This is a genomic window from Phycicoccus sp. HDW14, from assembly GCF_011383005.1.
Lineage (GTDB): Bacteria > Actinomycetota > Actinomycetes > Actinomycetales > Dermatophilaceae > Phycicoccus.
This window is the reverse complement of record NZ_CP049935.1, coordinates 3898144-3914723: the sequence shown is the minus strand read 5'-3', so window position 1 is coordinate 3914723 and position 16580 is coordinate 3898144. Positions and strand designations below refer to the sequence as shown.

Here is a 16580-nt window from a genome sequence, read left to right as displayed (position 1 = left end):
TGTCACCCCGACTGCACGAACACCCGGCGTGGTGCTCAGTTGCTGAAGCTGTCGACCGGCTGGAAGTTCGCCAGCGTGTTCGAGAAGCCGACGGGCACCGAGGTCACGTAGACAGCATCGAGGGTCGCGTGGGCCGGGTCGAACAGCTTGGGCGTGACGCCGAGCGTGTGGCTGCCGGTGTTGCCCAGCCAGGCACCGGAGGACGAGTAGAGCTGCTCGTAGACGGTCACGTGGAAGCCCGCGAGGGCCAGGTCGTTCTGCACGTGGTAGGCCGACAGGATGGACTCGCCCACCTGCTGACCCGTGGCTCGGAGGTACTTGCGCCGCACCGTGACCGTGGTGCTGACGTGCTCCGCCGACCCGTTGTTCACCGGCATCGCCGCACGGCTCGGCACGAGCTGGTCGGTCGAGTAGTAGGGGTTCACGGGTGTGGGGACAGGCGTGTCGCAGTAGTCCGGTGGGTTCGGACGGTTGCACGGGTCGTAGGCCTGGGCGGCGCCGGCGGAAGCGACGGCGCCTCCTGCGAGGACGGCGCCGGCTGCCACCGAGCCCGCGATGAGCCGGAGGCGACGGGTGCGCGCGGGGGTGTGACGTGAGGTCGACATCTGATGGTCCTTTCGTGGGCGACGACCGAGCAGGACGCCGCGTGATCTCCTGCCTCACCGAGCGGTGCGACTGATCGACGACGGTGCCCGCGAGGACCGGTGGCGGGCGAGCGTGCTTCCCCGCCACCACCCACGTGGTTCCCCGTGCGCTGCCCGGCGGGCGCGCTCACGTCGGCCCCCGGACAGTGACGTCGCGCGGAGGTGCACAGGGGTTCCCTCCCTCACCCTGATGCGGGAGCATGTGCCCATGACGGGCCTTTCCAGGCCACAGCTCGAGGTCCTGGGCGCGGGGGTCATCGTCGTCGCGAAGGTCGCGGCCTCGGTGCCACAACTGCATGCCGACCTCGCAGCCGTCGCCATCACCTGGCTCGTCACGGTCGCCTTCGTCGGCGTGGGGCTCGCGCTGCTGCGCACCGACCTCGCACCCGTCAACGGCCGAGCCTGCCTCCTCGTCGCGGCGTCCACCGTCCCGGGCGACCTCAACTCCCCGTTCGTCGCGAGTGGTCCGTGGGTGACCGCGGGATACGTGCTCGAGCCCACGTACGTCGCATCCGCTGTCGCGCTCGTCCTCCGCTACCCCCGGTCCCGGCTGTCGCCGGGCGAGGCGTGGACGGTGTGGACGATGTTCGGCACCGCTGTCCTCGGTCGCCTGGGCGCGGCACTGACCGACGGCCCGGCCTCCGACGACTTCTTCAGGCCACCGGGTCAGGGCGGCAGCTGGTCGCCGTGGCTGCATGACGTCCTGTTCGTACTGGTTGGACGAGGACTCACCGCGACCATGCTCGGCGTGGTCGTGGTGTTGCTCACCCTCCGCCTGCGGCGGGCGCACGGCCTGTCCCGGGAGGCGCAGTTCCCCCTCACCGCGATCGGCACGATCTGCGCTGCCGCAGCGGCCGTGGACCAGCTCGTGTGGGCGATCGGGCCCGACAAGTTCGACGTACCTGCCGCACTCGTCCGCAACGTCGCGGCCGCCCTCCTCCCCTTCGCGTTGCTGTCCGACCTGACGCGTCGTCGCGCCGCGGAGGCGACGGTCAGCCGGCAGGTGCTGCAGGCGGCGATGACTGGCGACCTCCAGCAGCTGCAGGCCGCGATCCGCGGCGTCATCCTCGACCCTCGTGCTCGTGTCGTGCTCCCGGACGGTGACGGACGCTGGGTCGACGGGTCCGGGGCGCCCGTCGGTGAGAGCGACCTGCCTCCTCGAGCGCGCGTCCTCCCTCTCCGCGCGGACGGCGCCAGCGAGGAGGCCGCTCCGGTCCTCGTCTTCGACCGGACGTGCTGCGGCGACGAAGGGCTCCTCGGCACCATCGTCTCGGCAGCGGACGCCGGTCTGCAGAACACCCGTCTGCACACGGACCTCCTCGAGGCCCTCGCCGAGGTTCAGCGCTCCCGGCACCGGATCGTGCAGGCCGCCGCTGACGAGCGCCGCAAGGTCGAGCGCGACCTCCACGACGGTGCCCAGCAACAGTTCCTCGCGGTGGCTGCGACCCTCGCACGCGCCGAGTACGTCCATGCCGACGCCGTCCGGGACGTCGTCTCGGAAGCGAAGGCGGCACTGACCGACGCGCTCCGCGAGCTCCGTGAGCTGGCGCGCGGCATCCATCCTCCCCTGCTCACCGAGCTGGGGCTCGGGGCCGCGCTCACCGCCCTCGCCCGTCGCTCCGCGCTGGCGGTGGCGGTGGACGTCGACGACCTGCCGGACGCCCTGCCGGACGACGCGGCCGCTGCCGTCTACTTCTTCGTGGCCGAGGCCCTGACCAACGTGGTCCGGCACGCGGGGGCGTCCTGCGTGGAGGTGCGGGTCCGGTGCGCTGACGGGGTGCTCACGGCGTCGGTCGGCGATGACGGCACCGGCGGCGCCGCCCCGCGACCGGGCGGTGGCCTGGCCGGGCTCGCCGACCGTTTCGACGCGATGGGGGGGTCCGTCGATGTCCTGGACCACCCGGGCCGGGGCGGGTCCACCCTCCTGGCCACCCTGCCGCTCGGGAGGCCACCGTGACGAGCCACCCGTCCTCGACCCCCTCGCGACGCGTCGTGGTCGTCGAGGACTCCGAGCTCTTGCGTCAGAGCATCGTCCGCTTCCTGACGACGGCTGGGTTGCAGGTCGTCGCGCAGCTCGGATCGGCCGAGGCACTCCTCGCGGTGGTCGCGCAGGACCGGCCGCACGTGGTCGTCCTCGACGTCCGGTTGCCGCCCACCCACACCGACGAGGGCATCCGCGCCGCCATCTCGCTGCGCCGGGCCCATCCGGCCGTGGGCGTGCTCGTCCTGAGCACCTACGTCGAGGGCGAGTGGGCGCGGCAGCTCTTCTCGGCGGGCACGTCCGCCACGGGGTACCTACTCAAGGACCGGATCACTGAGCACGCCTTCGTCGAGGCCATCGAGCACGTCGGGGACGGCGGGACCGTGGTCGACCCCGAGGTGGTCAGCCTCCTCATGGCGGCGCAGCGCCGCTCGGAGGTCCTGTCCGCGCTCACGGACCGGGAACGGGAGGTGCTCGAGCTCATGGCCCAGGGCCGATCCAACGCCGGCATCGGCCAGGCGCTGTTTCTCTCGCCGCGCACGATCGAGGCACACGTCGCGTCGATCTTCGCCAAGCTGCCGATCGTGCTCGACGAGCCGACGTCGAACAAACGCGTGCTGGCCGTACTGGCCTACCTGCAGGAGGTGTCACCGTGGCGCCGCGCGGACGAGGACCGTGGTTGAGCGGGGGAAACCACGGACCGGGTCGCGGGACGGCCCGCTCGACCACGACGCCGGACAGGGCGAGTGTGGTGGCGCCGGGCAGGTGTTCGGCATCCACGGGACGTCGAGGAGGACGCATGACAGCCACCCATCTCCGGCCGACCACCGACACCACGGCAGCCGCGGTGGTGCGCGAGGGCCGGAAGCAGCAGGCCCGGCGCGGCCGTCGAGAGTTCCTCCTCGTGCTCTCCCTCCTCCTGTACCTGGTGACGGCCCACTGGTGTGCTCGCGCACTCGACGACACCACGGCGGCACTCGCACTCCCGCGGCCGGTCACGGCCACCTGGTCGGCGCTCCTCGCGCTCATGGCCGGCCGGGCCGCCCTGTTCACCGTGTCCGCCTCGACCCTCGACAGTGACGCGACCGGGGGGCCGGCCCCATCCGTCGCGACACCCGGGGACGCGCCCGGCGACGATCCTGCTCTGCGACGCCCACGGCTGCTCCTGGCGTGCTCGGGGGGAGGAATAAAGTCCGCGTCGTTCTGCCTCGGCGCCCTGTCCGCACTGCACTCGCGCGGCATCTACCAGTCCGCCGACAGGGTGTACGCCGTCAGCGGGGGAGGGTATGCGGCGTCGGCGTTCACCCTCGCGGCCGAGGGGGCGCTCGGCCGTTCAGCTCGTCGTCGGAGGAGCTGCGGACCCTGCGGACGAGGACCAACTACCTCGTGGCGAGCAGAGGGGTGCGCTTCGAGCTGTACCTGTCACTCCTCGTGGGGGTCGCGCACGCCCTGTTGCTCATCACCGTCTTCGGGGGGCTCGGTCTCTGGCTCGTCTCCCCGTTCCTCGGGCACGCCCTCGTGGCGTCGGGAGCCGGTACCGCCCGGACGTGGCACACGGGCACGGGGTTCACCGCGCTCTGGCTGGTCCCGTCGGTGGTGCTGGTGGTGACGAGCGGGACGGCGCTGCTGATGCGTGGCCTCCGGGGGCGTGCGGACGACTCCCCTCGACGGGACCGGAACCGATGCCCGGACCTCGGGGAGGACGGACCCGGTCGGGGCGCGCGAGCGTCGGTCGGCGTGCCCTTCGCGGAGGCACTGCGTGGATGGCTCGTGACCCTCTCCGGGTGGGCGGTGGGCTGGCTGCTGCTCGTCCCGGGCTCGGTCCTGCTCGCCATCGGGCTGCAGGAGGTGTCCTCGGCCCTGCCCACGGCGCTGACGGACCACGCCGAGGGCCTCCGGGCGGCCCTCACCGGAGGCGCGCTGACCTCCGTGCTGGCCCTGGTCGCGTCCACCTGGAAGGGTCTCTGGCGGCCCCGAGGCGCGGACTCGTTCACGGGGGCCGTTCTCAGCGCGTTCCGCCGGGTCGTCGCCCCCCGGCTGGCGCTTGCGATCCTGCTGGTGGTGCTCCTCTCGGCCGCGGGCGAGGTCCTCACCGGTCTCGTCGCGTCCAGCGGCTCGGGGTCCGCGTGGTGGGGAACCCGTTCGCTGGTCGTGCCGATCCTCGCCCTTCTCGGCTTCGTGGCCACGTCATCGCTGGGCCCGAACGCCACGAGCATGTTCCCCTTCTACCGGGCCCAGCTCCAGTACGCCTACCTGGACACCACGCAGACCTCGGCCGCCGTCCCCCGGGTCGTGAGCCGCAACCCCGGCCTGGCCACGCTTCCGGGGCGCGCGCTGCGGCCGGACATCCCGGCGCTGCACCTCCTGGGCACGGTGAACAGTGCGGACGCCGACCTCGTCCCCACCGGTCGCCACGGCATCCCGTTCGTCTTCTCCCGCGACACCGTGGGTGTCACGAGCCTCGGCGCCGCGGGACGACCGGTCCTGACCACCCCCGAACGGTTGGGCCGCGAGCGGCGCACGATGGCCACGAGAGGAGCGGGTGGCGTCCCCGTCACCCTGTCGGAGGCGATGGCGGTGTCCGCGGCCGCCGTGGCTCCCATGGCCGGTCGGGAGGCGGGGGTGCGCGCCTACCGGGTGCTGTTCGCCCTCCTCAACGTCCGCCTGGGCGTCTGGCTCCCCAATCCGGCGTGGGCGCAGCTGCCACGCGAGACCACGCCCTGGCGCCGATTGCTGCGGTGGACGGAGTGGCGGACCTCCTTCCCCAAGGGCGGTGTCCCGCTGGCCGAGGCGGTGGGCGCGGCGAGCGCCTTCGCGTCGTGGCTCTACGTCACCGACGGCGGCCACTTCGACAACCTCGGTCTCGTCGAGGCCCTGCGTGATGTCAGGGCGGCGCGCTCGCCGGGGTCGCAGGACGCCCCGGACGTCGTCATCGTGCTCGACGGCTCGGGGGACCAAGAGGACGCCTTCCCGACGATGGGTCGGGCAGTCGCCACCGCACGCATGGAGCTGGGTGTCGAGGTGCGCTTCGACCCCCGGTGGATGACACGGGGGACCGCGTCGCACCCCGACCGTGTCTGGTCGGTCGCGACGGCCCACAGATCGGATGCACCGGCTGACGAGCAGCCCTTCTGCACGATCGTCTACCTCAAGTGCGTCCTGCCTCGCGAAGTGCCGTGGGACCTTCGCACCTACGCGGCCTCGCACGACGGCTTCCCCGCCACGTCGAGCTCACTGGAGGTGTACGACGAGTTCGACTTCGAGGCCTTCCGCAGGCTCGGCGTCGCGGTGGTGGACGCCGCCGCGAGCGAGGGTGCCTTCGCGACCCTCGACGCCACGGGCGACGAGCACCGGGACGATACGGGAGGTCGGCTGCGGTGACCTGTTTGCTCCGGTGTCCTACCGGAGGGCAGCCAGCCGGTGGGCGACGTCGACGGCCAGGTCGACCTGGTGGCGCAGGGCCGGTGCACTGCCCCACCACGAGACCGACGACACGACCAGTCCTTCGGCGGTGACCCCGATCGACGAGAGCTGCGCGGGACGCTCGACACCGTCGCCGTGCATCGCCGGGGGCCAGCCCTCGAGCCGCTGCCTCAGCCCCGGGTCGAGGATGCCGTGCGGGTCGTCGACGACGAGGCTCCCCACCGGCGGGCCACCCGCTGCGCGACCGGAGAGCCCCGCCAGTCGCTGCACCAGGCGCCCGAGGTCGGACGCCGGACCGGCGCGGTGCACGTCGAGGGTGACCGGCGGACGGGCGTGCGACGACTGTCGGGCCCGCAGGTCCGGACACACCCAGCGGACGAAGGAGGCCGGGTCGTTCTCCCCGGTCGGCGTGCCGTCGTCGAGGTCGCAGTGCCAGGCGAAGTCGGACCGTCGGGGCTCGACCCGGGAGGTGTGGGCGGTCGAGCTCGTGACGACCAGGTCCCGTTCGGCCACCACCATGGCGACGAAGTCGAAGGGCGGCCGCATGCACCGGGATGCTATCGCCGTCACGACACCCGAGCGGGGCCCCCGAGACCGCCGCGTTCAGGCGTCGGCGGTGGGCTCGGGGGTCGCGCAGACGTCGTCGTCGAGGAAGCCCGGCGCGGCGACCGCCCCATGACGACGATCGCGGGCGGCCGGACCCCCTCGCGCGCGGCCACCTCGGCGGCCGTCGCGACGGTGGCCCGGGTGACCCGCTGCCGGGCCGTCGACCCCTGCTCGACGACGGCGACCGGGAGGTCCGGGTCGACGCCCACACCGAGCGCCGCCGCACAGATGTCGCCCAGCGCCGAGACGGCCATGAGGAAGACGACGGTGGCCCCGGCGGCCAGCGCGGCGAGGGCGGCGGAGTCGGCGCCGACGTGCCCCGACGTCACGTGCACCGACGTCGCCACGCCCCGCTGCGTGACCGGGATGCCGGCCAGCGCCGGCACGCTGAACGCCGAGGTGATGCCCGGGACGACGGTGACCTCGATGCCCGCGCGTCGGCAGGCGTGCACCTCCTCGCCACCTCGCCCGAACACGTACGGGTCGCCGCCCTTGAAGCGCACGACGGTCAGCCCCTCGAGCGCCCGGTCGACGAGGATGCGGTTGATCTCGGCCTGTGGCACAGGGTGGTTCGTCGGGCTCTTGCCGACGTTGACGACCTCGACGTCGTCGGGGAGCCGGTCGAGCAGACCCGTGGCGCCGAGCCGGTCGGTGACGACGACGTCCGCCGCCGCGAGGGCCTCGAGCCCGGCGACGGGCACGAGCCCGGGGTCACCCGGGCCGCTGCCGACGAGCACGACGCGCCCCCGCCCGGGACGGCGCCGACGCAGGTCGACCTCCCCCGCCCCGACGAGCGCGGCCAGGGCGTCGCGCACCGAGGCCGCCCGCCGGGGGTCGGGGTCCCCGGTCGACACGACCCCGAGCGTCAGGTCACCGTGGGTGCTCGCGGCGGCCACCCGGGCCGACCCGTCGCGGCCGTCGGAGGCGTTGACGCACCACGTGCGGCGCGCCTCGGCCCACGCGGCGACCTGGGCGTCCAGTGCGACGTCGCCGGTGGCCGCGAGCACGAGCCACGCGCCGTCGAGGTCGCCCTCGAGCACCCCCCGCTCGCGCAGCTCGACGTCGCCGTGGCCGGCCATCCGGCGGGCGTCGTCGGAGGGCGACGGGTCGACGAGCAGCACGAGCGCGCCGTCCTCGACGAACCGGCGGGCCCGGCGCGTGCCGACCCGGCCGGCGCCCACGACGAGGACGCGCCGGCCGGTGAGGTCCAGGCCGAGCAGCGTCGTCACGCGGGCCGCGACGGGTCGTGGGTCATCCGACCATCGTGACGCCCCGGGCGGGGCCGGCCAAGTCGGGTCCACGCCCGGGGACGGCCCGGGCGAGCACCCCCGCGTTCCGGACCCCGTTCCGCGGTGCGGCACGCCCGCTGACCGGCCGGCGCCGGGCATCCTAGCGTCACGGACCAGGCTGCGCACCGGCGCGCCGCACCCTCGGGAGTCCACCGTGTCCGTCCGTCGACAGCCCTGGCTGGGCATCGCCGCCACCGCCCTGGTCATCGTGCTCGCCCTGCTCGTCATCGCCCCGATGTCGTGGGCGACGTTCGGCGGCTGGGTGTCCTTCGTGATGATGTGCGCCATCCCGTTCGCCATCGTCGTCGGCGCGTACTGGCACGGTGAGCAGCCGGCCGCGCTCGCCGGACTCCGGCAGCCGGTGCGCGGGCTGGCCTACCTCGCCGTGACGGCCGTGGTCGCCGCCGTCGTCGCGCTCGTGCTCTGGTCGACGATCGGGGGGTTCGTCGGGCCGCCGACGCCGATGCTCGCCCAGGCGACGATCGTGTCCGTCGTCGTCGCCTTCTTCCTGTCCATCGTGTGGGGCGGGTGGCCGTTCTCGTTCCTGCACCACCGTCTTGCCTCGGGCCTGGCCCTCCTCGTCGGTGGCTATGTGGTGACCGCCGTGCTCTTCGAGCTGCTCTTCGACTACGGCTGGCTGAAGGGTGCGCCGGTCTACGTCGCGAGCCTCGACCCTGGTGGCCCGGTCGACGCCTGGGACGCCACGGTCGTCGCCGTCACGGCGCTGGCCGTCATGTTCCTCACCCTGCACCTCGACGTCTGGCCGCTCAGCCGCTCCCGCCGGGTGATGCGCCAACCCGTGCTGGGCCTGGCCTGGACGGCCCTGTCGCTCGGGGTGGCCGTCGTCCTCTACGTGCTCGGCACCCGGACGCTGGGGATGACGCCTCCGGGCTTCCTCGTCACCGTGCCCGTGCCGTTCATCTTCGGGTCGGTCGTGCTGCTCAACATGCTCCAGGGCACCGTGTTCGCCGGTCGGTCACAGCCGGTCAAGGGGGCGCTGGGCGCCGTCACCGCGATGGTCGTCGGCACCGTCCTCGCGCTGCTCTACCGGGTGCTCATGCCGCTGGTCACCGGCGACCTCGCGTCGGGCCCATCGGCCTTCGACGCCGAGCTGTGGCTGGCCAACGCCCTGCTCGCGGTGACCTTCCCGTTCTTCGCGTTCCACGGCGACTACTTCCGGCTCTGGCCGCTCGCCGGGCCGCCGGAGCGGGAGGACGACGCCACGACCACCCCGGGCACCGGTACGGAGCTGGCCGGCGCGCCGTCCTGACCCCAGGGCCTCGCAGGCGGAGGGTCGGGGCCGTGACGACGGGTCTCAGGCGGGGCTGTCGTCCCACTCCAGGGCCAGGCCCTCGCGCATCCCGAAGCGCTCGAGGTGGCGCTGGACGACCTCGCCGAACTCCGGGCTGCTCGACTCGACGACGAGCACCTCGGCCCCCGGTCGGAGGGTCGCCGACGCCCCGCTCCCCATCGCGAAGTGGGTGGCTCCGTCGTCGTCGACGGTGACCTCGGCCTTCTCGCGCCAGTGCCCGGCCAGCTGCTTGACGTACCGCTCCGCGCGCGGCGTGCGGATCACTCCGGAGACCATGCGTCCATCCTCTCAGGCGGCTCGCGGTGTAGCCACGGCGCGGCGCCGCAGCCTCCGGTCGAGGGTGAGGACCGCGACGACGGTCAGCACGGCGATGACGGCGAGACCGACCCGGTCGACGGTGGCGTGGGACACGGCCGCTGCGCCGCCGAGGGTGTGCCCGACCAGCGCACCACCCACGAGGCCGAGCGTGTGCCGGTCGGTCCAGGCCGGACCCGCGGCCCGCGTCGTGACGTACCGGTACGTCCCGACGGCCAGCAGCAGCGTCAGCGCCATCGGGACGAGCACGACCATCCCGTGCGTGCCGGCCGGCTGGTCGGCCCCGAACAGCGGGAAGGACAGCCCCACGAAGAGCAGCGTCGCGCCCGCGCCGAGGGCGGCCAGGACGACCGGTGACGGCGTGCCGGCGCCGGACGCCGGGACGTCGGTGGCCGTCGCGGCGGCCGCGCGCGGTGGCACCACGACGAGGGCGAGGACCCCGAGGACGACGACCACCGCCACCACCCCGAGGACGAACGGCAGCGGCGCCTGGGAGCCGGGGTCCTCGGACGGCGGCACGCTGACCCGCAGCAGCCCGAGGCCGAGCAGCGCGACGACGCCGGCCACGGTTGTCCCGGTGGGACCGAGCCAGGGACGGCCCCGGTGGCCGGGGAAGAGCAGCTCGGTGAGGGCGATCGGGACGGCCACCGTGAACACCACGTGGTAGACGGCGTTCGCCTCCCAGTACGGCAGGTTGACCCCGAGGACCCGGGCGCCCCATGACGCGGCGTCGTACAGGTGCGGCGAGGTGAGGGCCTGCAGCCCGATGCCGTCCTCGACCAGCTCGTGGGCCAGCCCGAGCAGCAGGATGCTCGGCCAGCCCCTCCCCCGGCGGGTGACGAGCTCGCGGACGAGGAGCACACCGGCGCCGTACACGGGCATCCACAGCAGGACGAGCCAGGCCATCCGGACGGGGGTGGATCCCAGCGCCAGCTCGGAGACCAGCGGGGTGAGGACGACGAGGGTCCACGCCGCCCGGCGGTTGCGGGCGGCCCGGCGGGTGGTCCGCCGTCCCGCTCGCACCGACCGGGCGGCCCCCTCCTGCGTGGCCGTGGGCATCAGCCGCGGCGCGGGTGGCCGCCGGCGGGCTGCTCGAGCCGGTCGCCGACCGCCAGTGCGTCCCACAGCTCGCGTCCCACCGTGACCCGACGGGTCGAGCCGTCCTCGAGCCGCACGGTCACCCGGCGGTAGAGGTTGGACCCGTCGAGCAGTCCACGCGAGCGGCGCACCACCGTCCCGCTCCAGGCGTCGTGGTCGGTCATCTCGGGCTCCCCCCGGTCGGTGGTGGCTGGCACGGCGGCGACCTTATCACTGATAAGCAGCGCCGGGGTAGGGTGCGGACGTGACCGACGGAGCACGCCCCCGGCTCGACCGCGCGAGCGTCGTCGACGCCGCCCTCGCGACCCTCGAGGAGCGTGGGCTCGACGGGCTGTCGGGGCACGCCGTCGCCCGGCGGCTCGGGGTGCGCCAGCCCGCGCTCTACCACCACTTCCGCGGCATGGCCGACCTCCTCGACGCCACGGCGGCGACGGTGCTCGACCGGTCGCACACCGACCGTCTCCCCGCTCCCGGCGACACCTGGGCGGACTTCCTCACCCGCAACGCCCGCAGCCTGCGCCGCGCCATGCTGTCGGTGCGCGACGGCGCCCGGCTCGTCGCGTCGAGCGGCTCGCGCGCTCCGAACGTCGCGAACGCGGTCGCCCAGGTGGCCTTCCTCGAGTCCGAGGGGTTCGGCGGCCCGGAGGCCGTGCTGGCCTTCATCGCGGTGTCCCGCTACACGATCGGTTCGACCCTCGAGCAGCAGTCGGCACCGGGCGGCAGCGACATCGAGCTCGACGGCGGCGGCACCGACGGCGGGGGCGCGGTCCCGGGTGCCGACCGGCTCGCGGCGCTGGCCGCCGAGGTCACCGCCCTCGGACCGGACCACGAGTTCGAGGTCGGGCTCGCCGCCCTCGTGCGCGGGCTGGCACCGACCGGCTGACGGGCCGCCGGGGCGGGGTCAGGCGGCGGCGAACAGCCCGACCGGCTTCGGGGTGTACCCCGGGAAGACGGTCGAGAGGTGGGCGGCGTTGCCGAGCCGCTGCGTGACGAGCTCGGCGAGCGGGTCGCGGTAGTCCGTGGCGATGGCCAGCGCCCCGCCGTCGAGCTGGCTGCTCGCGAGTCCCGGGTGGGCACCGAGGACCCGACCCCCGCGCACCCCGGCCCCGAGCGCGATCATCGTCGACCCGAACCCGTGGTCGGTGCCGCCGGCGGCGTTCTCGTCCGCGGTGCGCCCGAACTCGGTGAGCGCGACGACCGTCGTGCGCGCCCACGCCTGCAGGCCGATGTCGGTCGCGAACGCGTCGAGGGTGGCCGCGAAGTCCTTGAGGACGTAGGGGATGACCCGCCCGTCGCCCTGGCGCATCGAGACGTGGGTGTCCCAGCCGTAGGAGTCGACGCAGACCACCTCCGGGACGACGCCGGACCGGAGCACGCGGCCGACCTCGCCCATCGCGGCCCCGAAGGCGCTCGTGCCGTAGCCGGCGGTCACGGCCGGTCCGGTCCCGGCGGCCATCCGGGTGGCCTGGCGCGCCGCCTCGAGGGTGCGGTTGACGGCGCTCTCGGCCGGACCCCCGGCGGCTCCCCACATCGCCCGCACGTCGTCGGTCACCTGGGCGGCCGCGGCGTCGGCCGAGGCCAAGGTGAAGGACCCCAGCGAGGCCATCGCCGGGGTCGGGACGTTGCTGGACAGGGCGTAGGCGCTGGCCCCGCCCATCGTGAAGGCCCGGAAGGTCGAGTCGTCGGTGCCGGCGGTGGTCAGGTGCCGACCGAGCCAGCCGCTGCGCACCGAGGCGGTGGCGGCCCCCGTCTCGCAGAGCATCTGCTTCTCGAAGTGCGACCGGGTCGGGGCGGTGTTGCCGGTGGCGTGGACGAACGCGAGCTCGCCCCGGTCCCAGAAGCGCAGGAGCGGCTCGGCGGCTGCGTTGAGACCGAACATCGACGTGAGCGGGCGAACCTGGCTGCTGCTCAGCGCGACTCCCGGCCGCCGACGGCCGTACCAGGGGTCGCCCATCGGGGCGAGGATGGAGAGGCCGTCCGCGCCGCCGCGCATGAACACGACGATGACGGTCCCCTGCGTCGCGGCGTGCGCGCTGCTCAGGGCGTACCGCGGCAGCACCGACGGCGCGAGCATCGCCCCGGTCGCGGCGAGGGCGCCACGCAGCGCGGTGCGCCGGCTCAGGGCGCGCCGGCCCTCCGAGCAGCCCCCGGCGATGCCGGCATCCTCGAGGGCCGTCGTCAGGTCGGCCACCGGCGCGCTCGCGTGGCGGGAGGCCTCGTCCTTGGCGGTCCTCCCGGTGTGCACCGTCAGTCCGCCGTCCGGGGCGGGCACGGCGATGGCGTCCTTGCGGTCGTCCTCGTGGTGGTGGATCGGGAGGATGTCGTCGTCGAGCAGGTAGGTGTGGTCGGTCATCGCGGCTTCTCCGGTCAGCGCAGGAACATCAGCGGGCTGGTCATGGCGGCGTGCACGGCCCGGTCGACACCGGCCGTCGTGCCCATCCGCGCGTTGACGCTCTTCGGCGGCGTGCCGCCGTTGAGGCGCGTCACGAGGACGTCGACGAGGACGTGCGTCGCGGGGACGCGGTACCCGGTGACCCGCTCGAGGATCCGGACGGCGGCCTCGACGAAGGTCATCGTCGAGGTCACCCCGAGCCGGCCGGCCAGCGCGCCGCGGCAGGTGAGGTGCGGGTCGGTGTTGCCGAGGACGGCGTCGGCGGCGTTGAGCCCCCCGAGGACGGACGCGGTGCCCATCCAGTGGGCGTCACGGTCGGGCATCCCCTGCGGGGTCGGCCAGTCGCGCACCGGCTGGCCGGCGGCGCGGATGGCGTCGTACGTCGTGGCGATCGGCTTCTCCGTGAGGTCGCTCGCCGGGCGTGTGTGCGTCCACTCGACGCCGGCCGTCGCGGCGACGGAGGCCCACACCTCGGCGGGGCGGCGCCACTTGCGGCCCGCGCTGGTCAGCCAGGTCGGGTGGGTGAACATCGCCCGCAGGACGTGCTCGATGCTGCCGCCCGTGGCCACCCAGGCCGCCTGCATCGCCGAGACCATCGGGGCCGGCGGGGTGTCGCTGACGAAGCGGCGGGCCAGGCGGGTGCAGACGTTGGCGCGGGTCACGGGGTCGTTCGCGAGGTCGCGCACGAAGCGGACGATGTCCTTCGGCCCGCTCGTCGTGCCACCGTTCCACGCGGTGTTGGGGTAGCGACGCCCGCGGATGGTCACGGCCCCGAACCAGTGGTTGGTCTCGTGGACACCGATCGCGACCGAGCCGTCGGGCCGCGTGCCGCCCCAGAGCCCCGAGAACAGCTTCGACGCGGCCTTGACGTCGGCCTCGGTGTAGCGCCCGACGCCGACCGAGTACAACTCCATCACCTCACGGGCGAGGTTCTCGGTGGGGTGCGTGCGCGTGCTCGTGTACTGGTCGAGGTAGGTGAGCATGCCGGTGCTGAAGATGAAGGCGACGAGCAGGTCGTCGAACCGGCGGAAGGCCATCGTCCGGGCGAGCGCGTCGAGCTGGCGGGCGCTGCCGGTCATCTTGTTCTCGGAGTACGGGAGCGAGAAGTAGTCGAGCCAGAAGTCGGCCATCGAGGTCTGCAGGTGGCGCTTGGTGTAGACCGGGCGCAGCACGTGCACGCGCATCAGCTGCTCGGCCATGTGGCCCTCGGAGATGCCCGAGTACCCGGCCGTGACGTCGGCGGCCGGCGTCGTGTTCCAGACCGCCGGGTACTTGGCCCGGGCGGTGGCGATGAACGGCTCGCTGATGGTGTCGGGGCGGAACTGGGCGTCCAGCCAGGCGCGGACGCCGACCTTCCGGATCTCGTCCGCGACGACGAAGCTGGCGCCGATCGCGGTGCGGCGGGCCATGACCCACTCCGGGGTGGTCGAGCAGCCGGTGAGGAGGGGGGCGAGGGGGCTGGAGAGGGGCGCCGCGACGGTGGCCGCGGCGGCGCGGGGCCGCGACGGGACCGTCGGGACGGGTCGCGTCAGCGTCAGGGCGGGCGGCATGGCGAGACTCCTGGGGAGACGGGCGGGGCGAGAGTGGTGATCGCCCCGCCCGTGCCGACGCAACCTCCGCGACGAGTGTCACCCGCCCCCGACCGCCCGAGGGTTCGGATTGCCATCTCTTGACCAAAGCCAGACCCTCCCTTGGGGAGGGGTGAACCCCGGGGCCCGGCTGGGCCGCGGACCGCGCCCGCGGGGCGTCAGCCGGTGCGCTCGAAGACGCCGAACGAGAAGCCGGCGGCCTCGGCCCGGCCCCCGCCGAGGCGGACGCCCTCGACCTCGAGCGGGCGCGCCGTGTCCCATCCGGCGGGGAGGTCGGCGGTGGCCGGCTCGCGGCGCGGGTTGACGACGACGAGGTGGGTGCCCCACGCACGTAGGCGAAGGGGTAGTCCTCGGTGAGCACCTCCAGGCTGCCCGCGGGCTGGAGCGCGGGTGTCGCGTGCCGGAGCGCGAGGAGCCGACGCACCAGGTGCAGCAGCGAGCCCTCGTCGGCCCGCTGGGTCGCGACGTCCGGGCGGTCGGGCGCGGGGTCGAGCGGGAGGTAGAAGTCCTCCTCGCGGGCGGTCGAGAACCCGGCGCCGGGGCCCGGCTCCCACTGCATCGGGGTGCGCGAGCCGGTGCGGTTGTTCGTCGGCGAGAGGATGCTGCCCTCCGTGTCGGGCAGGTCCTCGACGTAGCGCATCCCGATCTCGTCGCCGTAGTAGATCGTCGGCAGGGACGGCCAGGTGGCGACGAGGGCGAAGGCCGCCCGGGCCTGCTCGGCGGTGCGCGGGCCGCTGACCAGCCGTGCGTAGTCGTGGTTGGCGGTGGGCAGGGCGGTGTGGCCGCCACCGACGCCGATGGCCGCGGTCGCCTCCCGCCACTCGCGGAGGAAGGTGTCGATGCCCCCGCTGCCGTCGGGGTCGAAGAAGAAGCGCCCGGACTCGGTCCAGCTCGGCTCATGGGTGCCGACCCCGGTGTGCCACAACGACCTCAGGGCAGGCTTGTCGAACTGGAGGAAGAAGTCGGCGTGGAAGCCGGCGGGCACGGCCACGGCGGGGTCGCCCCACTCGGACAGCAGCGCCTGGTCCGGGTGCTCGGTGTCGAGCCAGTCGCGCATCTCGCTCCAGAGCCGGCCGGTCTCGACCAGGCCCGGGTCGTCCTTGACGAGCGAGCCGGCCATGTCGACGCGGAACCCGCTGACGCCCAGGTCGAACCAGTGCGCCATCACGTCGCGCAGCGCCTGCCGGTTGGCGCGCGGCCCCTCGGCGTCGACGGCGTCGCGCCAGGGCTGGGCGGGGTCGGGTCGGGCGTAGCCGAAGTTCAGCGCGGGCTGGCAGGGGTAGAAGTTCATGAGGTAGTACCCGCCGCGGCTGCCGGGGACGGGGCACCAGACGCCGGCGGGGTGGCCGACCTTCGCGTGGCCGACGTAGCGGCGGTCGGACGGGTCGTCGGCCCACTGGCGGAACCACGGGTGCTGGTCGCTCGTGTGGCCGGCGACGAGGTCGAGCAGGACGCGGATGCCGCGGGTACGGGCGGCGTCGACGAAGGCGGCGAGGTCGTCGTTCGTGCCGTAGCGCGGGGCGACCGTCAGGTAGTCGCTGACGTCGTAGCCCGCATCGGCGAACGGGGAGGCGAAGAGGGGGCTGAACCAGACCGCGTCGACCCCGAGCCAGGCGAGGTGGTCGAGCTTGTCGAGGGCGCCACGCAGGTCGCCGATGCCGTCGCCGTCGGAGTCCGCGAAGGTCTGCGGGTAGATCTGGTAGAGGACCGAGTTCGCCAGCCAGGCCGGCTGGGGGCGGGTGCTGGGCATCGCTCCACCCTAGTGAGCCGGGCCCCGCGGGCGTCGTGGCCGTGCGGGGGGTCGTGGCCGTGCGGGGAGGGGCGGACACACGGGTCGACTGCCCGGGGAGGGCACGCCGGGCCACGACGCGGTCGACCCTCCCACCGGCGGGCCGCGGAGGGCCACGCCCTCGGCGCGGGGTGGGCGACGG

General features: G+C 74.1%; 13 protein-coding genes and 1 pseudogene. 5 read left to right on the top strand and 9 right to left on the bottom strand.

Going from position 1 to position 16580, the window contains the following annotated elements:
• Positions 1-35: 35 nt before the first annotated feature.
• Entirely contained in the window at positions 36-605 is a 570-nt protein-coding gene (locus G7075_RS19220) for a hypothetical protein (protein WP_166124035.1), read from the bottom strand.
• Positions 606-852: 247 nt separating this feature from the next.
• On the opposite strand from G7075_RS19220, the gene G7075_RS19215 reads away from it, so the two are divergent.
• From G7075_RS19215 to G7075_RS19205, 3 genes are all read left to right on the top strand, one after another.
• Positions 853-2601: a sensor histidine kinase gene (locus G7075_RS19215; RefSeq protein WP_166124034.1), complete on the top strand. Its 1749-nt coding sequence runs from the start codon at positions 853-855 to the stop codon at positions 2599-2601.
• The gene (locus G7075_RS19210) at positions 2598-3308 is read left to right on the top strand and encodes a response regulator transcription factor (RefSeq protein ID WP_166124033.1); all 711 of its coding nucleotides are present in this window, start codon (positions 2598-2600) and stop codon (positions 3306-3308) included. Before G7075_RS19215 ends, G7075_RS19210 begins: the two co-directional genes overlap by 4 nt.
• A 718-nt stretch (positions 3309-4026) precedes the next feature.
• A complete protein-coding gene (locus tag G7075_RS19205; protein ID WP_166124032.1) occupies positions 4027-6006 on the top strand; it encodes a hypothetical protein in 1980 nt (659 codons plus the stop codon).
• A gap of 18 nt (positions 6007-6024) precedes the next feature.
• On the opposite strand, the gene G7075_RS19200 is transcribed toward G7075_RS19205, so the two are convergent.
• Positions 6025-6594 (bottom strand): hypothetical protein, encoded by a 570-nt coding sequence (locus G7075_RS19200; RefSeq protein WP_166124031.1) that lies wholly within the window; start codon positions 6592-6594, stop codon positions 6025-6027.
• Positions 6595-6614: 20 nt separating this feature from the next.
• Positions 6615-7883: a uroporphyrinogen-III C-methyltransferase gene (gene cobA, locus G7075_RS19195; RefSeq protein WP_240917762.1), complete on the bottom strand. Its 1269-nt coding sequence runs from the start codon at positions 7881-7883 to the stop codon at positions 6615-6617.
• Between the two features lie 214 nt (positions 7884-8097).
• On the opposite strand from cobA, the gene G7075_RS19190 reads away from it, so the two are divergent.
• A complete protein-coding gene (locus G7075_RS19190; RefSeq protein ID WP_166124029.1) occupies positions 8098-9213 on the top strand; it encodes a hypothetical protein in 1116 nt (371 codons plus the stop codon).
• Between the two features lie 45 nt (positions 9214-9258).
• Here the strand turns inward: G7075_RS19190 and G7075_RS19185 are convergent, their stop codons facing one another.
• Genes G7075_RS19185 through G7075_RS19175 form a run of 3 tightly spaced genes read right to left on the bottom strand, consistent with a single transcriptional unit; the run spans position 9259 to position 10865 of the window.
• Complete coding sequence (locus tag G7075_RS19185) at positions 9259-9531, bottom strand: DUF2218 domain-containing protein (RefSeq protein ID WP_166124028.1); 273 nt, start codon at positions 9529-9531, stop codon at positions 9259-9261.
• Between the two features lie 12 nt (positions 9532-9543).
• The gene (locus G7075_RS19180) at positions 9544-10629 is read right to left on the bottom strand and encodes a hypothetical protein (RefSeq protein WP_166124027.1); all 1086 of its coding nucleotides are present in this window, start codon (positions 10627-10629) and stop codon (positions 9544-9546) included.
• Positions 10629-10865 (bottom strand): hypothetical protein, encoded by a 237-nt coding sequence (locus G7075_RS19175; protein WP_205860574.1) that lies wholly within the window; start codon positions 10863-10865, stop codon positions 10629-10631. Before G7075_RS19175 ends, G7075_RS19180 begins: the two co-directional genes overlap by 1 nt.
• 47 nt (positions 10866-10912) lie before the next feature.
• Here G7075_RS19175 and G7075_RS19170 point away from each other — a divergent pair, with 47 nt between their 5' ends.
• The gene (locus G7075_RS19170) at positions 10913-11551 is read left to right on the top strand and encodes a TetR/AcrR family transcriptional regulator C-terminal domain-containing protein (protein WP_166124026.1); all 639 of its coding nucleotides are present in this window, start codon (positions 10913-10915) and stop codon (positions 11549-11551) included.
• 18 nt (positions 11552-11569) lie between these two features.
• On the opposite strand, the gene G7075_RS19165 is transcribed toward G7075_RS19170, so the two are convergent.
• From G7075_RS19165 to G7075_RS21815, 3 genes and pseudogenes are all read right to left on the bottom strand, one after another.
• Positions 11570-13021: a DUF1501 domain-containing protein gene (locus tag G7075_RS19165; RefSeq protein WP_166124025.1), complete on the bottom strand. Its 1452-nt coding sequence runs from the start codon at positions 13019-13021 to the stop codon at positions 11570-11572.
• A gap of 14 nt (positions 13022-13035) precedes the next feature.
• A complete protein-coding gene (locus tag G7075_RS19160; RefSeq protein ID WP_166124024.1) occupies positions 13036-14610 on the bottom strand; it encodes a DUF1800 family protein in 1575 nt (524 codons plus the stop codon).
• A 733-nt stretch (positions 14611-15343) separates the two neighbouring features.
• Positions 15344-16399 (bottom strand): annotated as a pseudogene (locus G7075_RS21815) (alpha-amylase family glycosyl hydrolase); the annotation flags it as partial.
• Positions 16400-16580 lie beyond the last annotated feature (181 nt).